Origin of the sequence: Shewanella sp. MSW (genome assembly GCF_007636515.1) — a bacterium.
Classification (GTDB): Bacteria; Pseudomonadota; Gammaproteobacteria; order Enterobacterales; family Shewanellaceae; genus Shewanella; species Shewanella indica.
This window is the reverse complement of sequence record NZ_LVDR01000010.1, coordinates 18,722-39,602: the sequence shown is the minus strand read 5'-3', so window position 1 is coordinate 39,602 and position 20,881 is coordinate 18,722. Positions and strand designations below refer to the sequence as shown.

Sequence of the window (20,881 nt, the reverse complement as noted above, 5' to 3'; positions counted from 1 at the left end):
CTTAGAAAAGTGAATGGCGGATTGTACCCGAGTTATCCGCCAGGATGCCACTACCTTAAATAGGCCATCATTCGGCGACTTTGATGGCAAGCAGTTGCTGCTCCAAAGACTCAGGCTGCAAGGGGGCGCGACTGATGATTTCCAGCCTGGAATCCATGACATCATCGAGCTCTTCAACACTCAATTCACCGTCGAGCATATTGAGTGCCGCTATGCCGTCTTTGGTGATCATCACAGCTTTTAGCCGCACCACATCGAGTGCCTTGGCCCAGCGATAGAGGCGCTCGAGATCGAACAGCCAATCCGGAGCAAAGATCCAGCCATAGCTGTAACAGCCCTCGCCTTTATTACTCTTGAACACTATGCCGCGAGCGTCCCACTCGGGTGCTTCGGGGCTTTGTGAGTCGGCATCAAGTGGTTTGATGGCAAACACACCGGCATTTTGCCGCAGCAGCCCGGCGCCTATGGGGGTGGCTTTAACGTTCAAATTGGCCTTTGCCGGCTGAGCCAGCGCTCGCAACAATTCATCGCTGAGCTTTTGCTCTTTGGACCAGTAAAACAGCTCCCCTTCCAGTTGCTGAGCGGCAATAAAGGCGGCTATCTGTTCACTTAGCTGCTCACTCCCCGGATCACTTTGCGGCCTATCCCCAGGCAGAGCCATTGGCGCTTGGTGTTGCCAGAGGTCCTGCTTGCCGGCCATCAGGATATCGGCTATCTGCAGTTGGGAGAGAAAGTTCTCATGTTCGGTATAACGCTTGTCACTGAGTTTGCGCGGGTCAAACAGACAGATACTGGCCTTGAGGCTGAGCACTTCGGCAAACTGTTTCGAGCTTAGGGTTTTCAAAATCTCTTTGGGATGTCCAAGGCCGGTAGGCTCTATCAGCAATCTGTCGGGTTTGGCCCGGGCCAGCAGCTGGGTCACTGCCACTTGAGTCGGCACCCCGGCGGCGCAGCACAAACAGCCACCGGGTACTTCTCGTATCACAACGCCTGAGTCACTCTGCCCCATCAGACCGGCATCTATTCCTATTTCACCGAACTCATTGACCAATACCGCCCAGGTCTCGCCAGCGGGCTTATTGGCCAGCAGCGCTTTGATAAAGGTAGTTTTGCCTGAGCCGAGAAAGCCGGTTATCAGATTGGTGGCGACGGGTTTAAGGATCATCTGTGACTCCATTCCTTACAGCATTGAGGCAACAGAGTGTAACCCAAGCAGGGAAAGAGTTAGCTGGAAATTGTAAACAGATGCAAAATGGGCGCCAATAGCGCCCATTTCTGTAAACCTTAAGGCTTGAGTTCGTGATCCACTATCGGTGTCAGCCCTTTGGCACGGTTCTCAATGGCATCGTCCAAGTCAAAGCCACCGGCGCGCCAGCCCTTGGCCTCGGCCGCAGAGAAACTCTGCAAGTGCCACTCTTTGGCATCTTGGAGTTTAAAGCCTGCATCCTGCCAGGCGCCTGCGCTTGAGGCATCGAAACCGGCAACATGCCACTGCTGGGCGCTTCGGGAGTCAAAGCCAGCCTCTTTCCAGGAGGCTATCTCGGTTGAACTCATACCGGACCAATCTTTGGGGGTAGAACTGCAAGCCACAAGCATACTCAACCACAGCAAGATCACTAATTTTCGCAACATACTCATCTCCTGATACCTTTACTATTCCTTAAGCTAAGGGGGCTGCGCTGCCGACGGCTTATTGAGGCAACGCATTGAGTATAGCAGGCTTTTTTAATCTATCTGCGCCTTGGCCCTTTCGGAGCCTGGCCCTTGCGACCGGGTTTATGGCCCCTGTGAGTCTTGGCATGTCGGGGCTTCTCTATAGGCTGTAAATAACGCTCCGGCAACGGCGCGCCCTTCTCGTAACCCGGCAGTACTTCTCTTGGCAGCTTGTAACCGAGCAAGGCTTCTATTTCAGCCAATTTTTGCTCTTCGGCCGGGCTCACCAAAGAGATGGCTTCGCCGCTGCGCCCGGCTCTGCCGGTACGGCCGATGCGATGAATATAGTCATCAGCCTGGGATGGCAGCTCGAGATTGATAACCCTTGGCAAGGCCGGAATATCCAGGCCTCGGGCCGCGACATCGGTTGCTACCAATACCCGAATCTCACCATCGATGAACTGCGCCAGAGCACGGCTGCGGGCGCCCTGAGTCTTGTCACCGTGAAAGCAGGCGCTCTTGATGCCGTCGAGTTTCAGCTCTTGCTGCAACTGCTCGGCGCTCTCCTTGGTACTGACAAAAGCCAACACCTGTTGCCAGTTATTGCGGCCAATAAGCTCGGCAAGCAACTCGGCTTTACGGCGATAGTCTACCGGATACACCTTTTGCTGGATCTGCGCCTGAGTTCGGCGCTCTTTATCCACTTCAAACCATTCTGGCTTATCAAGCAACTTATGCCCGAGGCGCTTGACCTCCTCGGGGAAGGTCGCAGAAAACAACATGGTCTGATGCCCGGCTGGCAGATAGCGCCCCAGACGCTCAATATCCGGTAAGAACCCCAGGTCCAACATGCGGTCCGCCTCATCCAACACCAGGGTCTTAACCTTATCCAGCCTGAGATGATCTTGGCTAAGGTGGTCGAACAGCCGCCCCGGCGTCGCCACCAGCACTTCAATACCGGCCGCTATCGCCTTACGTTGAGGGTTGAAGTTGGCGCCGCCGAAAATGGCCAGAATGCGAAATGGCGTATGGACGGCATATTTATCCAACTGAGTTGCCACCTGCTGTGCCAGCTCGCGGGTTGGTGTCAGGATAAGCACTCTGGGCGCGGCGCCATACTCAGGCTCAGCGAGCCCCAGTTGCTGCCACTCATCAATCAAGGCGGCCAACAGCGGCAAACCAAAGGCCGCTGTTTTGCCTGTACCTGTCTGGGCCGAAGCCATAATATCCCGCCCGGCCAATGCCGCCGGCAACACCTGCTGCTGCACCGCCGTCAGCTCACGATAGCCGCACTGGGCAACGGCTTCGAGCAGCGGCCCCGGCAGCTGGGTTTCAGAAAACTGCATCTTCAACACCTGAAACATAAAAAGGCCGGCGAGTATAGCGCAAACACAAGTTATCAGCTGACTTTTCCACTGCCGATGACCTGATGCTTACCAAGATATTTTTGCTCAAAGCCTTCGATATCCAATGCCTGGGAATACAGATACCCCTGAGCATAATCACAACCTATACGAGTCAAGATCTCGGCCTGACCGGCAGTCTCCACCCCTTCGGCTATTACCTTCATCCCCAGTTTGTGCGCCATCACTATGATGGCTTCACAGAGAGTCAAATCGCTCTCATCTGTTTCCAAATTACGTGTAAATGATTGATCTATCTTGAGATAGTCGATATCAAACCGCTTCAGATACGCCAAGGAAGAATAGCCGGTACCAAAGTCATCCAACGACACCTGAATGCCGGCATCCCGGTAGGCCAACAACTTATCACTGACCCCCATTTTGGCATCCAGCAACAACCCTTCAGTTATCTCTATACAGATCCCGGAGCCGGACACCTCAAGACTTGCCAACAGCTCCAGCCACTCGGCAAAACGGTTACCCTCGTCGCGAAACTGGATTGGCGACTTATTGATACTAATCTGCACCTCGCGGCCATAGGCCTTGCGCCAGGCGGCACTCTGACGCGCCGCCTGTTCAAACACCCAGTTGCCGATATCGAAAATCAACCCAGTGTCTTCTGCAATAGGGATAAACTCTGCCGGCGAGACACTGCCGCGCTCACTGTGATTCCAGCGCAGCAAGGCTTCGGCCTTGAACACCCGACCGCTGCCCAGCTCGACTATAGGTTGGAACCTGAGTTCGAATTCATTTCGTTCAAGAGCCTGACGTAAATCCTGAATAAGCCGCATCCTGTATCTGGCGTATTCCTGCATTGAGGCGGTAAAATAGTTGAAGCGGTTACGGCCTTGATCTTTGGCGGCGTACATAGCCTGATCCGCATGTTTAAGTAACAATTCAGCCGTTTGTCCATCATCTGGGAAAAGGGTAATACCTATGCTGGCACTGATAAAGGCGGTCTCATCGCCCAACTTGAAGGGCTCGGCCAGACTACTGAGGATATGATTGGCAACCCGCTCAACCCCGTTATGATCCTGCACATCCGAGAGCAATAGAGTGAACTCATCGCCACCAAGCCTGGCCACCACATCGGATTCACGGACACAGGTCTGCAGTCGCTCTGAGGTTTCCACCAGCAATAGGTCGCCCATATCATGGCCCAGGGTATCGTTAACTTCCTTGAAAAAATCCAGATCCAGAAACAGCAGCGCAAATTTTTGTTGATGACGAACAGCCTTGCGAATTTCATTGCCCAGGTGCTCGGTGAACATACGTCGGTTTGGCAAGCCCGTGAGGGCATCATAGTTGGCCTGACGCCAGATGAGACGCTCGTTCTGCTTTTTGTCGGTAATGTCGGAAAACAGCGCCACTCTTCTCAGCGGCGTATCATCCGTGCTATGAATAGTGTTGATGCTGAGCCAGATCATTATCTTGCGGCCATCGTAACAACGAAGCCACATTTCGCCCTGCCAACGCCCCTTATGCCCGAGCGCCTGACTTAGTTCACGATAGAACACTTCTCCATGATCGTCACATTTGAGCATGTCTATGTTGCTGCCAAGAATATCCTCCGCTTGATATCCCGTGATGGCACTGAATGCCGAGTTAACCGTCATAATAGTGCCGACTTCATCCAGCACACTCATCGCCTCACTGGAGTTTTCATAGACGGACGCCGCCAGTTTAAGGGAAGCTTCCTGCTGTTTTTGCTCGGTAATATCCACATGTACACCGCAAACCCTAAGCGGCCGTCCTTTTTCATCACGGCTAACCACCTTGCCGGTGTCCTGTACCCAACGCAACTCTCCATCCGGGCGGATCAGCCGGTATTGCACCTGGTGCTGCTTTGTTTTTCCGGCCAGATGATCATCCAAAGAACGCAGCACCCAGTCTCTGTCCTTGGGATGAATACCATCTAGCCACAGACGTTTGTTATCGTTGAGGTTATCAAGCGAGCAACCAAGGATCTCGGCGCTGCGTTTGTTACGCACTACTGTATCCTTGATGGGATCCCAATCCCAGAAGCCGAGTTGACCGCTTTGCAACACCAGTTCCAACTGTTCGCGACTGGCGGCACTCGCCTGCTCAGCCAACTTGGCCGAGGTGATATCGATATAACCGGCAATCACCAGCTGCACCTGTTGATGATGGCGCTGACAGGCCACAGTCATATGGGTATAAACATAATGACCAGCCTTGGAGATAAAACGTTTCTCCATCTCATATTCGTCTATTTCACCGTCCAGCATCCGCCTGAATTGCGCCATATCAGCGGGCAAATCATCGGGATGGGTCATTTCAGACCAGGTCAATTGCGTCAGTTCCTGCTCTGTATAACCCAACATTTTGCTCATATGGGGGTTTATCTTGAGCCAATGTTGATCCGGCGCAGTAATCGAAATCCCTATATTGCCGATATTGAACTGGGAGCGAAACAAAAAGTCATCCTGCAGCCGAATGCGATTGTCGCGCTCAAACTCCAGTCGCCGCGACAGCAAGCGCCCAAGCAACACATTGGTGAGTGGGAACAAAGTCAGTACAGGTAAACTGATACTGGCAAGCACCCCTTTGGCGGTTTCCCAGGGCAGCAGCAACATCCAGGCCAGCATCACCAGATGCACCAGCAGGGAAAAGCCGGCCAGCTCCGGGTAGCCGATATCGGCGAGGGACTGTTTGCGTCGCCTGCGCCAAAGTAGACCAAGCAAACCACTAGAGAGAATCACTCCCACGCCAATCCAAACACCTTCGCCGCCCCCCTGATAAATACGAAAAGCGGCTGCAATACTGCACGCTATCAGGGTTGGCAAACCGCCGAAAAACAGGCCTGAAATACTTAAAAGTACAGAGCGACTATCGAAGAAAATCCCCGGCTCATAGCTCCAGGGAGTGAGCATCAAAGCAATACAGATACCACCGATAATGACGCCTATTAACAAGCGCCACAGCAGGAAGTAGTCCCGTTGTTGTTGTCTGGGAATCGCATCATAAATAAATACCAATGCCAGCAGAAAAGCGGCATTTTGTGCCAAAGGAAGGAAAATGCTCTGTTCCATCTATTCCCAAGCCTGTGAATAACAAAGAAGAAATCTACAGGTCTAGTGTAGCAGAGCACCTTTGGAAACCTGACTAATTTATGCGCTTACCTCGGCGCAGCATTCATTACTGCCGAAAAATTAGGCGTCATATAACAACTTCAAATATAGTTGGGCACTGTCTTGCCATAAGAAGCGACTGGCGGAGGCCCTTTTTCTAAGGGCGTTCCAGTTGGCAGTGGGATAGAGCTCCAAGGCCCGGGACAGGGCGTCGAGCAGCGCCTTGGCCTGTTCATCCAGCCCAATCCCTGCGAATACCATGCCATTGTCACCGTCACTGATGGTATCGGCCAGCCCACCTGTGGCATGCACCAAACAGGGTTGGCCTGCTCTCAAAGCCAGCATCTGGCTGATACCACAAGGCTCAAAAGAACTGGGCATCACAAACAGATCGCCACATTGATAGAGGGCATCGGCCAGCTCCTGATGATAACCATTGATAAAGCGAAAATTGCTGTTACTCGCGGCGATGCGACCAAAGAGTGCCGCTATCTGCTCATCGCCGCTGCCGAGCAGCCAAAAACAGGCGCTGTCGCTGAACTGCGCCAGCCTTAGCAGCAGCTCTTCCAGCACTGTTTTGCCCTGCCAGGGATGACACAGCAAGAGTAACTTCTGCTCAGTGAGCCTGCCAACCGAGGTCAGCAGCATTCCCGGCGACTCAGATATCTGCCCCAAACGGATTTGGGTAATCATATCGGCCGGCGTCACTGCATCGCTGCGCCCGAGTTTACTCAATAATGCCTCTGTGGCTATCTTGGGCAGTTGCAGCTTGAGTTGCCGCCGCTTGCCGGCAGCGAGCGGTAATCCTTTTTGATAGTCACAGCCGTTGAGAATGCCGAACACCTGGCCAAGCTTGGCTTTGGCCTGCAGCTCAGCCTCCAATCCCTCACCGCCAAAGAAGCCCTGTTCAGGTTGTGACGGGCGCAGCACTTCCTTGGCGTAAGTCGCCGAGACCAGATGGATGACATCGCTGAACTGAATCGCCGCCCGCAGCGGATTGATACATCCGGGGTAGCGGGTATCCAGCGCCAGCTGCAGCTTGGGATTTGCCCCTTCGGCCAACAGCCAGGGATACCAGGCCGCCAGGGAAGATGCCTCGCCGGCAAGCGGCCGCACCCCCTGCATCGCCAGATTGTGGATACTGAGGATGCAGGGCACTTTTGATAGGCCGCAGTAGGCGGGATCCAGTGCTCTTAACATGGCAAAGCCGCCGCAGTGCCAGTCGTGCAGGTGAAACCTGTCCGGCAGCGGCAATAACCCCTGTTTCAACGCCGCCGCAACAGCAGCGCCGAAGAGGGCAAACTTGCCTGCATCTGTGGCAAAGGGGCGCTCAGGGCCATCCAGGCTATAGACTTCACGCTTAACGCCGCAAAAACCTTCATGAGCCAGAAGATAGATCCACAATCCCTGGGAACCTGGCTGAACCGCCGGATTAGCGATCCGATACAGCCCAGCCCGGGTGGTGCCTGCGCCGAAAGCAAATTCAAACTCGCACAGAAAATCGGCCCCCTGCTCCTTGGCCAAAAAGCCATAGTCCGGCATTATGATATGCGCCGCCACGCCTTGGCTTTGCAGCGCCAAAGGCAACTCGGCCAGCACATCGGCCATACCACCGACTTTGGCACCGGCCAAGGCGGCATTTTCCGCCGCCAACATCAACACCTGCAGTTTTGCTTTCGCCACCATTATTCGTACCCCACAGGCAGTCCCAACATGTCGCGGGTCACCAGCACCACACCGTTTTCCGAGACCCGAAAACCCTTGGCCCTGTCGTGGTCATGGTTGAAGCCTATCTCCATCCCCTCGGGGATAATGCAGCCCCGGTCGATAATAGCCTTGCGAATCCGGCAATGACGCAACACCACCACATCGGGCAGGATCACCGAGTCTTCCACCTCTGAGTAAGAACAAACCCTGACCTCATTAAAGAGAACGCAGTGGCGCACAGTGGCACCAGAGATAATACAGCCACTGGAAACCACAGAGTCCAGCGCCATGCCGCGCCTGTCATCATCGTCAAACACAAACTTGGCCGGCGGCAGTTGTTCCTGATAGGTCCAGATGGGCCATTTGGCATCATAGAGATTGAGTGCCGGCGTCGGCGACAACAGTTCCATATTGGCTTGCCAGAAAGAATCCAGAGTTCCCACATCGCGCCAGTAGGCCTGTTCGTTGGGAAAAGCGCTGCGAAACGGATAGGCATAGACCCGGTGCTTTTCTATGATGGCCGGGATAATGTCCTTGCCGAAATCCCGGTTGGAATCGGCGTTCTGGGCATCTTTTTTCAGCTGTTCAAACAGAAACTCAGTATTGAACACATAGTTGCCCATAGATGCCAGGCAGGATTCGGGGTTATCCGGCAAGGGCCTGGGTTCGACCGGTTTCTCTTCAAACCCCAGAATACGGTTGCTGCTGTCCACCTCCATCACCCCGAAGGCGTTGGCCGCTTCGGCCACCGGCACCTCCATACAGGAAACCGTCATATCGGCGCCGGACTCGGCATGAGCGGCCAGCAGACCGGCGTAATCCATGCGGTAGATATGATCGCCCGAAAGCACCATCACATAGCGCGGCAGCTCGTGACGTATGATGTCTATATTCTGAAACACAGCATCGGCCGTGCCCTGATACCAGTTGTCCGAATACCGTTGAGACGCCGGCAATATCTCCACCGACTCCCCCAACTCCTTTTTGAAATGCCCCCAGCCGCGGGTCACGTGGCGGATAAGCGAATGGGACTTGTACTGGGTCACCACCCCTACCCGGCGGATCCCCGAGTTGATGCAGTTGGACAGCGGAAAGTCGATGATCCTGAACTTGCCGCCGAAATAGAGCGCAGGCTTGGCCCGCCAATCGGTCAGCTCATGGAGGCGGGAACCCCGGCCTCCGGCCAGGATCAGGGCATAGGTTTCACGGGTAAGGTTACTGATATAACGCGGACTCGGATTCGGCATAAAAGCGTGCTCCCAATTAACAGAAAAAGGCGCTCACTGCGCGCCCCAGATATGGTCGCGATAACCGGCTATGGTGACATCGCTGGAGAAGCGGCCACTGACCGCGGTGTTGCGAATACTCATGGCGGTCCAGCGCTGAGGGTCCTGATAAGCCTTGGCGGCTTGCAGCTGGGCCAGACGGTAGGTTTCAAAATCGGCCGCCAGCATCCAGGGATCCTGTGGCGACTCAATGGCGGCTATGATGGGGTCGAAGATCCCCGGTTCCAGCAGATTAAAGTGCCCACTTTTGAGCAGCGCCATTACGCCGCCGAGCGCCGCCGAGGACGCTATATATTGCGCCGGACAGTAGTGCGCCTTGAGCTCCTCCACCGCCAGGGCATTGAGGCCAAACAGAAAGAAGTTGTCTTCACCTACCTCTTCGAGCATCTCGATATTGGCGCCATCCAGAGTGCCTATGGTCAGGGCGCCATTCATCATGAACTTCATATTGCCTGTGCCCGAGGCTTCCTTGCCGGCGGTGGATATCTGCTCTGACAAATCCGTACCCGGGCAGATCACCTCCATGGCGCTGACGTTATAGTCGGGCAAAAAGGCAAACCTGAGCCAAGGAGTGACTCTGGGATCCTCATTGACCATATGAGCCACGTTGTTGGCCAATTTGATCACCCGTTTCGCCATGGCATAACCGGGGGCCGCCTTGCCGCCAATCAAGACACAGCGTGGTTGCATCCCCTGGGTATCGCCACTGACAATCCGCTGATAGAGATGGATCACATGCATGATATTCAGCAGTTGCCGCTTATATTCGTGGATCCTCTTAACCTGCACATCAAACATCATGGAGGGGTCGAAGTTCACCTGGCAGCGCTGCGCCACCAGCTCGGCCAGCGCCTGTTTATTGGCCTGCTTCACCTCACGCCAGGCGGCAATAAATGGCTTGTCCGAGGTAAAGGCATTGAGGGCAGTCAGGCATCTTAGGTCGCTCAGCCAATCCTGCCCCAGGCGACTGCTGATGAGCGCAGTCAAACGGGGGTTACAGTGAGCCAGCCAGCGCCTGGGCGTCACACCATTGGTACGGTTGTTAAACTTATGCGGCCAGAGTTCGTAAAAGTCCCGAAACAGCCCTGTGGTCAACAGCCTTGAGTGCAGCGCCGCCACACCATTGACCGAAAAGCTGGCCACTATTGCCAGATAGGCCATACGGATATGGGGCTCATCCCCCTCTTCTATGATGGACATCTGCCGCAGACGTGACACGTCGCCGGGCCAGTGATGTGCCACCAACTCCAGGTATCTGGCGTTGATTTCATAGATGATCTCCAGAATACGCGGCAGCATCTGGGCGAACATACGCACCGGCCAGCGCTCCAGCGCCTCCGGCAACAAGGTATGGTTGGTGTAGGCCATGCAATGGCTGACTATGTCCCAGGCGGCTTGCCACTCCAGCTGATATTCGTCGATAAGCAGGCGCATCAACTCGGGCACCGCAATCGCCGGATGGGTATCATTGAGCTGCAGCACATGAAACTTGGCAAACTCACTGAAGTCCCGGCCTTTGTTGGCAACCCAGGTCGTCAACAGATCCTGCAAACTGGCAGAGGACAGGAAATACTGCTGCCGCAGCCGCAACTCTTTGCCGTTTTCACTGCTGTCATTGGGGTACAGCACCATGGTGATCTGCTCGGCCAGATTCTTGGCCGCCACGGCTTCGGTGTAATCCCCCTGGTTGAACTCGGCAAGGTCAAACTCATCCGTGGCCTCGGCCTTCCAAAGCCTCAGAGTGTTGACCCGGCCGTTGCGATAACCCGGCACCGGCATATCATAGGCAACCGCCAGTACATCCTGGGTATCCACCCAGGCTCTGTGCCGACGGCCATCGCGGTCAACATGACTCTGCACATGACCAAAGAAAGGCACTGTCACATTGTGCTGTGAGGCCCGCACTTCCCAGGGGTTGCCATCCCTGAGCCAGCGGTCCGGCTGCTCCTGCTGGTAACCATCAACTATCTGCTGGGCAAACATGCCGTACTCATAACGAATGCCATAGCCAGTGACCGCCAGCCCGAGACTGGCGCAGCTGTCCATAAAGCAAGCCGCCAGCCGCCCGAGACCGCCGTTTCCCAGACCGGCGTCATGCTCTTGCTGTTGCAGGGTTTCAAGCGCTACCGCATAGCCTTGCAGCATCTCCCGGCACTCGTCGGTCAGCTCCAGATTGAGCAAGGCGTTGCCCAGGCTTCGGCCCATCAAAAACTCCAGCGACAGATAGGCCACCTGTTTGCGCTGGTACAAAGCATCCTGGCTGCGACTGGCGCACCAATCGTCCAACAGCTGCTCTTTGACGCTCAGGGCCAACGCCTGATAGAGCTCCTGAGGCCTGCGCTCATTGCGGTTAAGATCGTATCTCAGCTGTCTGGCAAAGGCCGCCGGCAGTGAATCACAGGGCTCGCAGTCATGGTGCGCCAGATGGCCTGGGGCTTGTTGAGTCGCGGGCGCGATTGGCGATGCGGCTTTTGATGCTGTTGTCGATTGGCTCTTACTGCGGCTCTTGACTCTATTCCTTGAAGTGTCAGTCATGGCTGGCTCCTTTGGCTGAGGACGACAGATAACGGCCACCTGCGGCCAGCAGCTGAAAACTGAAGGCGGCAACGGCGAAAGATGAAGCTGTGGGATAGCAGGATTGCTGTTCATCCCGTCCGGCTTCGCTGGAAAGCAGCAGTTGCCACTGCTCACCGGCTCCGGGCGGCGGAGATGGCAGACAAAAATGGCTGTTGCTGTCACCGGCATGCAGCAGGATCAGCAGGGCTTCGGTCTGAAGTTTGTTTTCTCCTTGAGGGCTCATATTGGGCTGATGGCTCTTGCTCAGCTGAAGGCTCTTGCTCAGCTGATGGCTCTTATTGCGCTGACGGCTCTCTGCCCGCTGAAGGCTCTTATTGAGCTGACGGCTCTGCATCAACTGTAAGCTGCGGCACTGGACTTCGCCCCAATGGCCGGGTGTCATGGCCTCGCCGGAGGCGGCAAACCAAGCCAGGGCTCTGGGAGCCTGGAGGGCATCGGTGTGAACATAGTCATCGCTGTCATAAAAACCGCAATCCCGGCGGATATAGATAAGCTTGCGAACAAAGGCGCCTAGCTCAGTATCTTCCCTGTGCCAATCGAGCCAACCCAATGGGTTGTCCTGACAATAGGCGTTGTTGTTGCCGCTCTGGGAGTTGCCGAACTCATCGCCGGCCAGCAACATGGGCGTGCCCTGGGAGAGCAGTAAACTCGCCAACAGATTACGGCTTTGGCGCGCCCTCAAGGCCAATATGGCGGCATCTTTGCTCTCGCCTTCCACGCCATGGTTGGCACTGAAGTTTTCGTGGTGTCCATCGCGGTTGTTTTCACCGTTGGCCTGATTGTGCCGCTCGCGATAACTCACCAAATCTCTCAGGGTGAATCCATCATGGCTGCAGATAAAGTTGATTGAACTTTGTGGGCCGCGCCCCGAGTGTTCAAACAGATCGCCTGAGCCGGAAAGGCGCCTGGCAAGCTCGGGCAAGAGCCCAGCATCACCGCGCCAGAAGCGCCGCAGGGTATCGCGATATCTGTCGTTCCATTCGGCAAAACGATTGGGAAATTGCCCCAACTGATAACCGCCCGGGCCTATGTCCCAGGGCTCGGCTATCAGCACACATTGCTGCAGCTCGGGGTCCTGCAGCAAGGCATCGAATAATCCGGCGCGATTGCTGAAACCCTGCATCTCACGGCCAAGGCTGGTAGCCAGATCGAAACGAAAGCCATCCACCCCCATGATATCGACCCAGTAACGCAGCGAGTCCATCAGCAGCTGTACCACTCTTGGATGACTGATATCCAGGCAGTTGCCACAGCCAGAGTCATTGATATAAAAACGCTTATCTGCTGCATGCAAACGGTAGTAGCTGAGATTGTCCAAGCCGCGAAAACTGACGGTCGGCCCCTGACGATTACCCTCGGCGCTGTGGTTGAAGACCACATCCAGCACAAGTTTGATACCGGCATCATGCAGGGCAGAGACCATCTGCTTGAATTCGCCAATGGCGTCGTCAGAGGCCGAATATGCCCCATGGGGAGCGAAGAAACCTATGCTGTTATAACCCCAGTAGTTACTGCGACCGCTCTCCAGCAGAAAAGGCTCTGACAGAAAGGCGTGCACCGGCAGCAGTTCGACACAGGTGATCCCAAGCGACTTGAGATAAGCTATCGCCACCGGGTGCGCCAAACCGGCAAAGGTGCCGCGAAGCTCTGGCGGGATCCCGGCCATGGCGGCGGTGAAGCCCTTGAGGTGCATTTCGTAGATCACTTCATTACGCCATTGGCCGCCCGGCAAGCGCTTACCGGTAAAGCGGGTATCGGCTACCACTTGGCATTTGGGCATGGCCCAGGCGTTGTCACAGGGATCGGCCCATAAATCATCACCTATTCCGCCGCTGCCGGACTCCCGCTCCGGGGCCCCTGGTACAGCGAGCGCCGGTACAGGAAACTCTGGTACCGGGAGCGCTGGCACTGGGGATTCAGCCCCCCCCGGATGGCACACAGCGGCCAATGGCCGGCCCTGCTCATCGACTCTGGCATAGCCAAGTTGCCAGGGGCCATACTGCCAGCGACCACAAAAGGCTCTGGCGTAAGGGTCCAGCAGCAGCTTGGCCGGATTGAATCTGTGCCCTTCCTGAGGCTGATAAGGGCCATGCACCCGGTAGCCATAGCAAAGCCCTTCACCGGCCCCCTGCAGCAAACCATGGAACACCTGCTGCGAGGACGGCATAAGCTCAAAACGGCCCGACTCCCGCCATTGGCCATTTTGGAACTCAAACAGGCACAGCTCGACCCGGGTTGCATGAGCCGAAAACAGCGCAAAATTCACCCCTTCCGGCTCGCCATTGGCTGCATGCACCAGGGTCGAGCCCAGAGGCCAGGGTTTGCCTGCAAGCATCTGCATCAGCCACGCTCCAAGGCGAAATAGACGCTCGCCAGGGGCGGCACCCGGATCAGCGCGCTATATGGCATGCCCTGCCAGGGGATCACCTCGGCTTCCATACCGCCGGCGTTGCCTTGATTACTGCCGCCGTAGAATGCGCTGTCGCTGTTGAGCAGCTCGCGGTAACGTCCGGGCTCTGGCAATCCCAGTCGATAGCCTTCCCTGACACAAGGGGTAAAGTTACAGATAACCAGCACCATGTTGCCGTCAGAATCGATACGCGTAAACGCCAGCAGGCTGTGCTGACTGTCGTTGCAGTCGAGCCAGCGAAACCCTTGCGGCTCGCCGTCACACTGCCACAATGACGGCTGCCGGCGGTAACAGAGGTTAAGATCCCGCACCCAATCGCTGAGTCCCTGATGAGACGGATACTGCAGCAGGTGCCAGTCGAGGCTGAAGTCATGTTGCCATTCGCGTCGCTGGCCAAACTCGCCGCCCATAAAAAGCAGCTTTTTCCCCGGGTGAGCCCACATAAAACCGTAAAAAGCCCGCAGTGTGGCAAACTTCTGCCAGTCATCGCCGGGGATCTTCTCCAACAAGGCGCGCTTGCCATGCACCACTTCATCGTGACTCAGCGACAAAATAAACTGCTCGGTATAGGCATAGATGAGGGAAAAAGTCAGTTGCCCGTGGTGATAGCTGCGATGTACCGGCTCCTTGGTGAGATAATCCAAGGTGTCGTGCATCCAGCCCATATTCCATTTGAAGCCGAACCCCAGGCCGCCGGCAGCGACATCCCGGCTGACACCATCCCAGGCGGTGGACTCTTCGGCAATCATGATGATCCCCGGGTACTCATGGTAGAGACGCGTATTGAGCTGCTGCAAAAAGGCTATCGCTTCCAAATTCTCACGGCCGCCATATTCGTTGGCCTGCCACTGGCCCTCTTCGCGGCTGTAATCCAGATAGAGCATGGAGGACACGGCATCGAGGCGCAGGCCATCGAAATGAAACTCCTCCAGCCAATAACAGGCATTGCTGAGCAGAAAACTCTGCACCTCTTTGCGGCCATAGTTGTAGATCAAGGTGTCCCAATCGGGATGACGGCCACGGCGGGGATCTTCATGTTCATACAGACAAGTGCCATCAAAATGCGCCAGGCCGTGGGGATCGGAAGGAAAGTGCGCCGCCACCCAGTCGAGCAGCACACCAATACCCGCCCTGTGGCAGGCATCAACCAGCAGTTTAAGCCCCTCGGGATCGCCAAACCTGTGACTGGGAGCATACAGCCCCACGGGTTGATAACCCCAGGAACCGTCGAAGGGGTATTCACTCAGCGGCATAAATTCCACATGGGTAAAACCGTGAGATTGCAGGTAAGGCACCAAGAGTTCTGCCACCTCTGCGTAGCTGAGAAAACCACCTTCGCCGTTACGCCGCCAGGACCCCAGGTGCAGCTCATAGATACTGACCGCCTGTCGGTGCCAGGTGCTTTGCGCCCTGGCGGCCATCCAATCATTGTCCTGCCACTGCCAATCACTTTCCGCCATCGGCACTATCGAGGCGTTGTGGGGCGCACCTTGCATCTGTCTGGCGCAGGGGTCGGCCTTTTCCAGCCAGCTGCCATCCTGGGTTTGCAGCAAAAATTTATAGTGCTCACCGCCCTGGATTTGCGGCAAAAACAGCTCCCAAAGACCTGAGGCCGGGTGGCGGCGCATACTGTGGCGACGCCTGTCCCAATGGTTGAAATCCCCCAGCAAAGACACGCTTTTGGCATTGGGAGCCCAAACACAAAAACGCACACCTTTTTCGCCCTGGCACTCCAGCCAATTGGCTCCAAGCAACTGCCAGCCCTTCAGCAGACTGCCTTCATTGAAGAGAAAACATGCCTGCTCATCGAGCGAAGCATCAAAGCGGTAAGGGTCGTCCAGCACCAGCTCGGCCTGGGGATAGCTGATGCGGAGCCTGTAGTCGAAGGGTTTTACCCTGCGCCCCATAAAACCACTGAACAGGGGCTCGGCGCCAACGACAGGGTTAAGCTCGGCTACCTTACGGCCGGTTTTCGCATCCAGCACCTCGACAGCGGCGGCGCCGGGCAGCACGGCGCGCAGTAGCAAGCGGCTGCGGCCATTTTGCTCGACCAGATGCATTCCGAGCCAGGCGAAGGGATCGCCATGGCGCCCTTCGGCCAAGGCGCAGGCGGCGGCAAAGTCCAGTTCCGGGACCAGGCTTTCCTGCTTTGGCTCACTAAAGTGCGGCGCGGTTTCATTGGCGGCGATTTGCTGTTTCATCTGCATCTCCTGTTGATTGAGCTCGAAGCCGCTCCGGCTCAGCGCAGCAACTTTGCTCGCGCACCCGGCGGATATCCCTGAGCAAGGTTTGCAGCAGCTCGGAATCATTGAGCCTTTCCACGGCCAACGAATAACGTCGGCGCCAGTTGGGATACTCAGCGCTGGTGCCCGGGATATTGACTGCCACCTTATCGCCGAGCAGATCTGTCAGCGGCAGGCTGAAAAGCGCACTGCACCCCGAGGCAACTGTGACGGCGAGGTTGTGGATCACGTTTTGGGTATAGGTGACAGAGTCCGGCTCAAGTGCAACTTTTATCTTGTTTTCAAAGGGATAAAATTGCGAGAGCCAAACTTCAAGAGCCTGAATATCCCTGCGGCGGTCATCGCTTTCCCTTGCGTATTGTTCAGCACCCAGCAAACCAAGTTCCCGCCTGAGCCTGAGATCTTCTTCTTCCAGCCAGGCTTTGAGCGGCGCTACATCATGGTTGCTCAGCATCATGATGGCGTTTGGCTTGTAGTCATTTGGCGGCCGAAATCCACCAAACTCGGGGAAATCCTGCTGCTCACGGCAAAAATAGAACAGCTCATTGGAGTACAGCCCGCCAAGCTTAAGCGGCGCTAAGATTTGCGGTGGCACCAGACCAAGGTCTTCGCCAATCACCAGGCAGCGGGCACGCTGGCTCTCCAGCAATAAAATCGCCAGCAGGGTATCGAAGGGGTAATAGACATAGGCGCCTTCAGGCTTGCCAGACTCAGTTTCGACTGCAGTTTCAATCTGATTTTCGGCCTCGGCCGGCCACCACCAGAGACGAAACAGCGACATCACGTGATCTATCCGAATGGCACCGCTGTGGCGCATATTGGTGCGCAGCAACTCAATAAAATGGCTAAAATCCGCTTGCTTGAGACCGACGGGATCCAGAGGCGTCAGCCCCCAGTTCTGCCCCTGGGGCGCAAAGGCATCCGGCGGCGCCCCTATGCTGGCACCTTGGCAAAACTGACTCTGATGCTGACTCACCTCAATGCCGCTGCCAACAGTGCCGACAGCCAGATCCCGGATAAGGCCGATACTCATGCCGGCTTCTATGGCGCGGGATTGACACAAAGCCAGCTGCTCTTCGGCAACAAACTGCAGATAGAGATAAAAGTTGGCATCTGAGGGCCAATCTCCGGTGGCGAAACTTGCCTGCTCCCGGGCATAGTGCTGCAGCGCCAGTCCCTCCCGACGCACAAAACCTTCGTAGCCCAGGCGCCTGGGAGCATCCTTGGGCAAAGCGTTGAAACGCTGCCACATTGCTTTGAGGCGGGCACACTTATCACGGTTGACAAGGGCATAGTCCAGCCAGGGGCTGAAGGCCGTTTGCTCGGCAAAAGATTCAGCATCACGGATTGGTGCCGTCCCTTCGGCGCAAAGCAGCGGCGAGATATACAAGGGGTGCAGGCGGCGTCTGTCTATTGGGCTGTAGGGACTTGAGGAGGCATCCTCGGTGAGCGCCAGCGCATGCAGGGGATTAAGCAGAATAAAGTCCAGCCCCTTGGGGGCCAGCTGGGTTATCAGCTTCAGCAAGGCTCCAAAGTCGCCCATTGCCTCAGGGCCGGGAGTATCCTCCTGCCACAGAGAAAACAACTGCACACTGACACCCCAGGGCCTGCGATGAGGCTCGGTTTGTCGCGCCGTATTTTTTTGCAGTACGCCTTGGAAAGCCTGCCTTGGCGCTACCATCAAGGTACCAACAGCAAGTAGCTGCTCATCGCCATCACGCTCAATGATGGATAAAGACACCCTGTGGTAGCCAAGTCCGGCGGCAATGCCACAGTTACCGGAAACCTCGTCCAGTTTAAGCTCGTGCTCAAAATAGCAGCGCTCACCGATACGATAATCGCCACGCACCGGACAGTCTGCCGCTGAAAAGCTGACAACAAACTCCTCACCCAGCTCACTCGTCAGCGTCAGCTGCAGCGCCTTGGATAGCAAAGACTGCGCCTCGAGTCTGAACCTCAGACTGAGACTGTCGAGATAACACCATTGAAATGAAGGCAACAGCTGCTGCCAGGGTTCGGCATCGAGCTGATGGATCCGCTGCTCAATCCAAAGCTCGCTCGCATCTTCGGGTATAGGGCCACACATGGCGCAGAGGATCTGTTTGCGTGTGTCGGCCGATGTAGGGCAAAAACGCCCATAGCTATCGCTGAAGCCGTCCCCTATCCCTTGCAGATACAGCAACTTCTCCAGTCCCATCTCAGCACTCCACGCCAATCACCTTAAGTTCCCTGTGAGCAGATAGCATGCCAGGGTAAAATAACAGCAATAAGACAGAGGTGTGTCAGCCAAGTGACAAGTATTTAATGATTCAATTCAGCAACTTGATGAAATCAACCCTGATGCTTGGCGAGCGTCTCTCAAAAGGCAGCAAAGGTAAATGAGTTGCACCAATGACTCAAGAGTGTGCAATCTTTCACCAATTGAGTGCAAGACATCGCCGACAAAAGCCGGGATGGGCAACCAGGGGGAAAACGGGGGTTCAAACAGAAGTCAATCTTGGGGTCGCTGACGGCGACCCGCTTGTAAAGAGGAAAACTCAGCTCTTGGTTTGCTTTGGGGTCACAGCTTCCGGCTCATCGCTCGGCTGAATTTGTCCCACCAGCAGCATGGGGGCGGCATCCAGCTCTTCGGCATCCATCATGGTGGCAATCCGCTCCACCGCAGACAAGAGCTGGCTCTGCTCCCAGGCCTCCAGCGCCTGATAGCGCTTGATAAAGTGCTCTTGCAAGGGTTTGGGCGCCTGTCCCAACAAGGCAACACCGGACTCACTCAGCAACAGGTGTATCTTGCGCTTATCGGTTTGGCTGCGCTGACGTATGACCAAGTCCTTGGCTTCCAGACGGTCGATGATGGTGGTGACGGTGGCAGGGCTCAGATTGATCTCGGTCGCCACCTGTTTAGCTAGCGGCGATCCCATGGAAGCGATTTTCTGCATCACCATAAGCTGCGGTCCGGTGAGGCCCGAGTGCTTGCTCAGCTGCCTGGAATGCAGGTCGATGGCGCGGATCACTTTGCGCAGCGAGATTAATAACTGCTCATACTTTTCCATGAATACTTCCTACTCACACTGGTTCGAAAAGGGCTACTGAAATCACAGGTAGCCGAAAGGCGCCAGCTTATCAGAAAAGCCCGGCAAACTCATAGCCCATCGACTCAATAGCTGAATTTCCCAAAATGTCAGCACCGCCAAATGCAACTTTAGACCAACAAATTATTCATCTTTTGTTGATACAAAAACCTCATAGTGTAATCATTAGATAGCTAACAATTAGAGCTCAAATCAATTATCGAGCATTAATTATCAGAAAAGGACTATCCCCATGTCGGCCACCAGCCTGAAGTACAAGAGCGAAGAAAATCCTATTCCACTGAAAGTCATCACAGAGAAGCGGCCATTTTCCAGCCATCAGGCGCTGATGCAGTTTGATGTTGCCAATCGCCCCTGGCGAGAAACCCTGTCGCTGAGCTTTAAGAATGACAAACAACTGTCCCAGGTATTCAACAATATTCGCGCGGTCGATGACCAAGTTTATGAAGTGATTGCCGCCAGGATCACCCCCTATATAGCCCAGCTGATGGACAAAGATGATCCCAACTGCCCGATTCGGTTGCAGTACGTCCCAGAGCAGGATGAGTTGGAGGTCGCCCCCCATGAAATGGGCGATCAATTGGCGGAAGATGACATGATGCCGGAAGGCACCTCGATAGTGCACAGGTATCCCAACCGGGTGTTGTTTCTGGTGCATAACATCTGTGGTTCCTATTGCCGCCACTGCACCCGCAAGCGCATGGTGTCCGATCCGCTCAATGTGATCTCCATGGACAGGATCCGTCGTTCGGTGGAGTATCTGCGCCAACATACAGAAGTGCAGGACGTGCTCCTGTCGGGCGGCGATCCTTTGCTGCTCACAGATGACAAGCTGGATGAGATTCTGTCGATGATCCGAGAGGCCAGACCGGATCTGAAAATTCTGCGTATCGGCAGCCGTTTATTGGCGCAGCTTCCTACCCGGGTCACCCCCGAGTTGTGCCGGGTACTGAAGCGTAACCGAGTCACACTGATCAACACCCAAGTAAACCACCCCAGAGAAATCACCCCCTTATTCAGCAAACATATCGCCATGCTCAGGGAAACCGGCATCATGCTCGGCAACCAGAGTGTGCTGATCAAAGGCGTCAACGACAGCATAGATACTATGCAGGAACTGGTAATGGAGTTGGTATCCATAGGCATACGTCCCTATTACGTCTATGCCATGGATCCGGCGCCGGGCAACAGCAAGTTTCAGGTCAGTTATCAGCGAATGCTGAAAATCTATCACGGCATCCGCGGCTGGGTATCCGGCCCGGCAATTCCCACCTTTATCGTCGATGGCGTCGGCGGCCTGGGCAAAATGCCGGTGCAGCCGGAATATGTCCGCAGGCAAACAGGCCCGGAAGGCGAGCGTCTGATAGCCACCAACTTTGAGGGGCGCAGCGCCGACGTATCATTCCTGCTACAGGAGTGAT

The 20,881-nt window shown here is 55.5% G+C and carries 12 protein-coding genes; 1 reads left to right on the top strand and 11 read right to left on the bottom strand.

The genetic code is table 11. The features are described 5' to 3' along the window. Positions 1 to 67: 67 nt before the first annotated feature. The 11 genes from AYI96_RS12265 to AYI96_RS12210 all read right to left on the bottom strand — a co-directional run bounded on the left by AYI96_RS12265 (position 68) and on the right by AYI96_RS12210 (position 19,421). On the bottom strand, positions 68 to 1,165 hold the full coding sequence (locus tag AYI96_RS12265; protein WP_144361686.1) for a CobW family GTP-binding protein: 1,098 nt from the start codon (positions 1,163 to 1,165) through the stop codon (positions 68 to 70). Positions 1,166 to 1,284: 119 nt separating this feature from the next. Then, entirely contained in the window at positions 1,285 to 1,632 is a 348-nt protein-coding gene (locus tag AYI96_RS12260; RefSeq protein ID WP_144361685.1) for a hypothetical protein, read from the bottom strand. Positions 1,633 to 1,730: 98 nt separating this feature from the next. After that, positions 1,731 to 2,999 carry a DEAD/DEAH box helicase gene (locus AYI96_RS12255; protein WP_144361684.1) on the bottom strand — a complete coding sequence of 423 codons (1,269 nt, stop codon included), beginning with the start codon at positions 2,997 to 2,999 and terminating at the stop codon, positions 1,731 to 1,733. Positions 3,000 to 3,052: 53 nt separating this feature from the next. Continuing rightward, positions 3,053 to 6,109, bottom strand: a complete 3,057-nt coding sequence (locus tag AYI96_RS12250; protein ID WP_039034752.1) for an EAL domain-containing protein — start codon at positions 6,107 to 6,109, stop codon at positions 3,053 to 3,055. A 120-nt stretch (positions 6,110 to 6,229) separates the two neighbouring features. Next, positions 6,230 to 7,834: a glycogen synthase gene (locus AYI96_RS12245; RefSeq protein ID WP_260852997.1), complete on the bottom strand. Its 1,605-nt coding sequence runs from the start codon at positions 7,832 to 7,834 to the stop codon at positions 6,230 to 6,232. After that, on the bottom strand, positions 7,834 to 9,102 hold the full coding sequence (glgC, locus tag AYI96_RS12240) for a glucose-1-phosphate adenylyltransferase (RefSeq protein WP_044733960.1): 1,269 nt from the start codon (positions 9,100 to 9,102) through the stop codon (positions 7,834 to 7,836). The genes AYI96_RS12245 and glgC overlap by 1 nt, the downstream gene beginning before the upstream one ends. Positions 9,103 to 9,135: 33 nt before the next feature. Beyond that, positions 9,136 to 11,676: a glycogen/starch/alpha-glucan phosphorylase gene (locus tag AYI96_RS12235; protein WP_071476607.1), complete on the bottom strand. Its 2,541-nt coding sequence runs from the start codon at positions 11,674 to 11,676 to the stop codon at positions 9,136 to 9,138. Next, entirely contained in the window at positions 11,669 to 14,059 is a 2,391-nt protein-coding gene (gene glgX, locus AYI96_RS12230; RefSeq protein ID WP_260852996.1) for a glycogen debranching protein GlgX, read from the bottom strand. Before glgX ends, AYI96_RS12235 begins: the two co-directional genes overlap by 8 nt. Then, positions 14,059 to 16,329: a 1,4-alpha-glucan branching protein GlgB gene (glgB, locus tag AYI96_RS12220; RefSeq protein ID WP_144361683.1), complete on the bottom strand. Its 2,271-nt coding sequence runs from the start codon at positions 16,327 to 16,329 to the stop codon at positions 14,059 to 14,061. Before glgB ends, glgX begins: the two co-directional genes overlap by 1 nt. Continuing rightward, positions 16,304 to 18,568: a 4-alpha-glucanotransferase gene (gene malQ / locus AYI96_RS12215; protein WP_144361682.1), complete on the bottom strand. Its 2,265-nt coding sequence runs from the start codon at positions 18,566 to 18,568 to the stop codon at positions 16,304 to 16,306. Before malQ ends, glgB begins: the two co-directional genes overlap by 26 nt. A 340-nt stretch (positions 18,569 to 18,908) precedes the next feature. After that, positions 18,909 to 19,421 carry a MarR family winged helix-turn-helix transcriptional regulator gene (locus AYI96_RS12210; RefSeq protein WP_039034750.1) on the bottom strand — a complete coding sequence of 171 codons (513 nt, stop codon included), beginning with the start codon at positions 19,419 to 19,421 and terminating at the stop codon, positions 18,909 to 18,911. 271 nt (positions 19,422 to 19,692) lie between these two features. On the opposite strand from AYI96_RS12210, the gene AYI96_RS12205 reads away from it, so the two are divergent. Beyond that, entirely contained in the window at positions 19,693 to 20,880 is a 1,188-nt protein-coding gene (locus tag AYI96_RS12205; protein WP_071476610.1) for a KamA family radical SAM protein, read from the top strand. The last annotated feature ends 1 nt before the right edge of the window (position 20,881 follow it).

Excerpts from the sequence above, each read along its gene's own strand:
- AYI96_RS12250 (WP_039034752.1), bottom strand. The coding sequence starts at position 6,109 with ATGGAACAGAGCATTTTCCTTCCTTTGGCACAAAATGCCGCTTTTCTG.
- glgC (WP_044733960.1), bottom strand. The coding sequence starts at position 9,102 with ATGCCGAATCCGAGTCCGCGTTATATCAGTAACCTTACCCGTGAAACC.
- AYI96_RS12255 (WP_144361684.1), bottom strand. The coding sequence starts at position 2,999 with ATGCAGTTTTCTGAAACCCAGCTGCCGGGGCCGCTGCTCGAAGCCGTT.
- AYI96_RS12245 (WP_260852997.1), bottom strand. The coding sequence starts at position 7,834 with ATGGTGGCGAAAGCAAAACTGCAGGTGTTGATGTTGGCGGCGGAAAAT.
- AYI96_RS12265 (WP_144361686.1), bottom strand. The coding sequence starts at position 1,165 with ATGATCCTTAAACCCGTCGCCACCAATCTGATAACCGGCTTTCTCGGC.
- glgB (WP_144361683.1), bottom strand. The coding sequence starts at position 16,329 with ATGAAACAGCAAATCGCCGCCAATGAAACCGCGCCGCACTTTAGTGAG.
- AYI96_RS12260 (WP_144361685.1), bottom strand. The coding sequence starts at position 1,632 with ATGTTGCGAAAATTAGTGATCTTGCTGTGGTTGAGTATGCTTGTGGCT.
- AYI96_RS12235 (WP_071476607.1), bottom strand. The coding sequence starts at position 11,676 with ATGACTGACACTTCAAGGAATAGAGTCAAGAGCCGCAGTAAGAGCCAA.
- AYI96_RS12210 (WP_039034750.1), bottom strand. The coding sequence starts at position 19,421 with ATGGAAAAGTATGAGCAGTTATTAATCTCGCTGCGCAAAGTGATCCGC.
- AYI96_RS12205 (WP_071476610.1), top strand. The coding sequence starts at position 19,693 with ATGTCGGCCACCAGCCTGAAGTACAAGAGCGAAGAAAATCCTATTCCA.
- malQ (WP_144361682.1), bottom strand. The coding sequence starts at position 18,568 with ATGGGACTGGAGAAGTTGCTGTATCTGCAAGGGATAGGGGACGGCTTC.
- glgX (WP_260852996.1), bottom strand. The coding sequence starts at position 14,059 with ATGCAGATGCTTGCAGGCAAACCCTGGCCTCTGGGCTCGACCCTGGTG.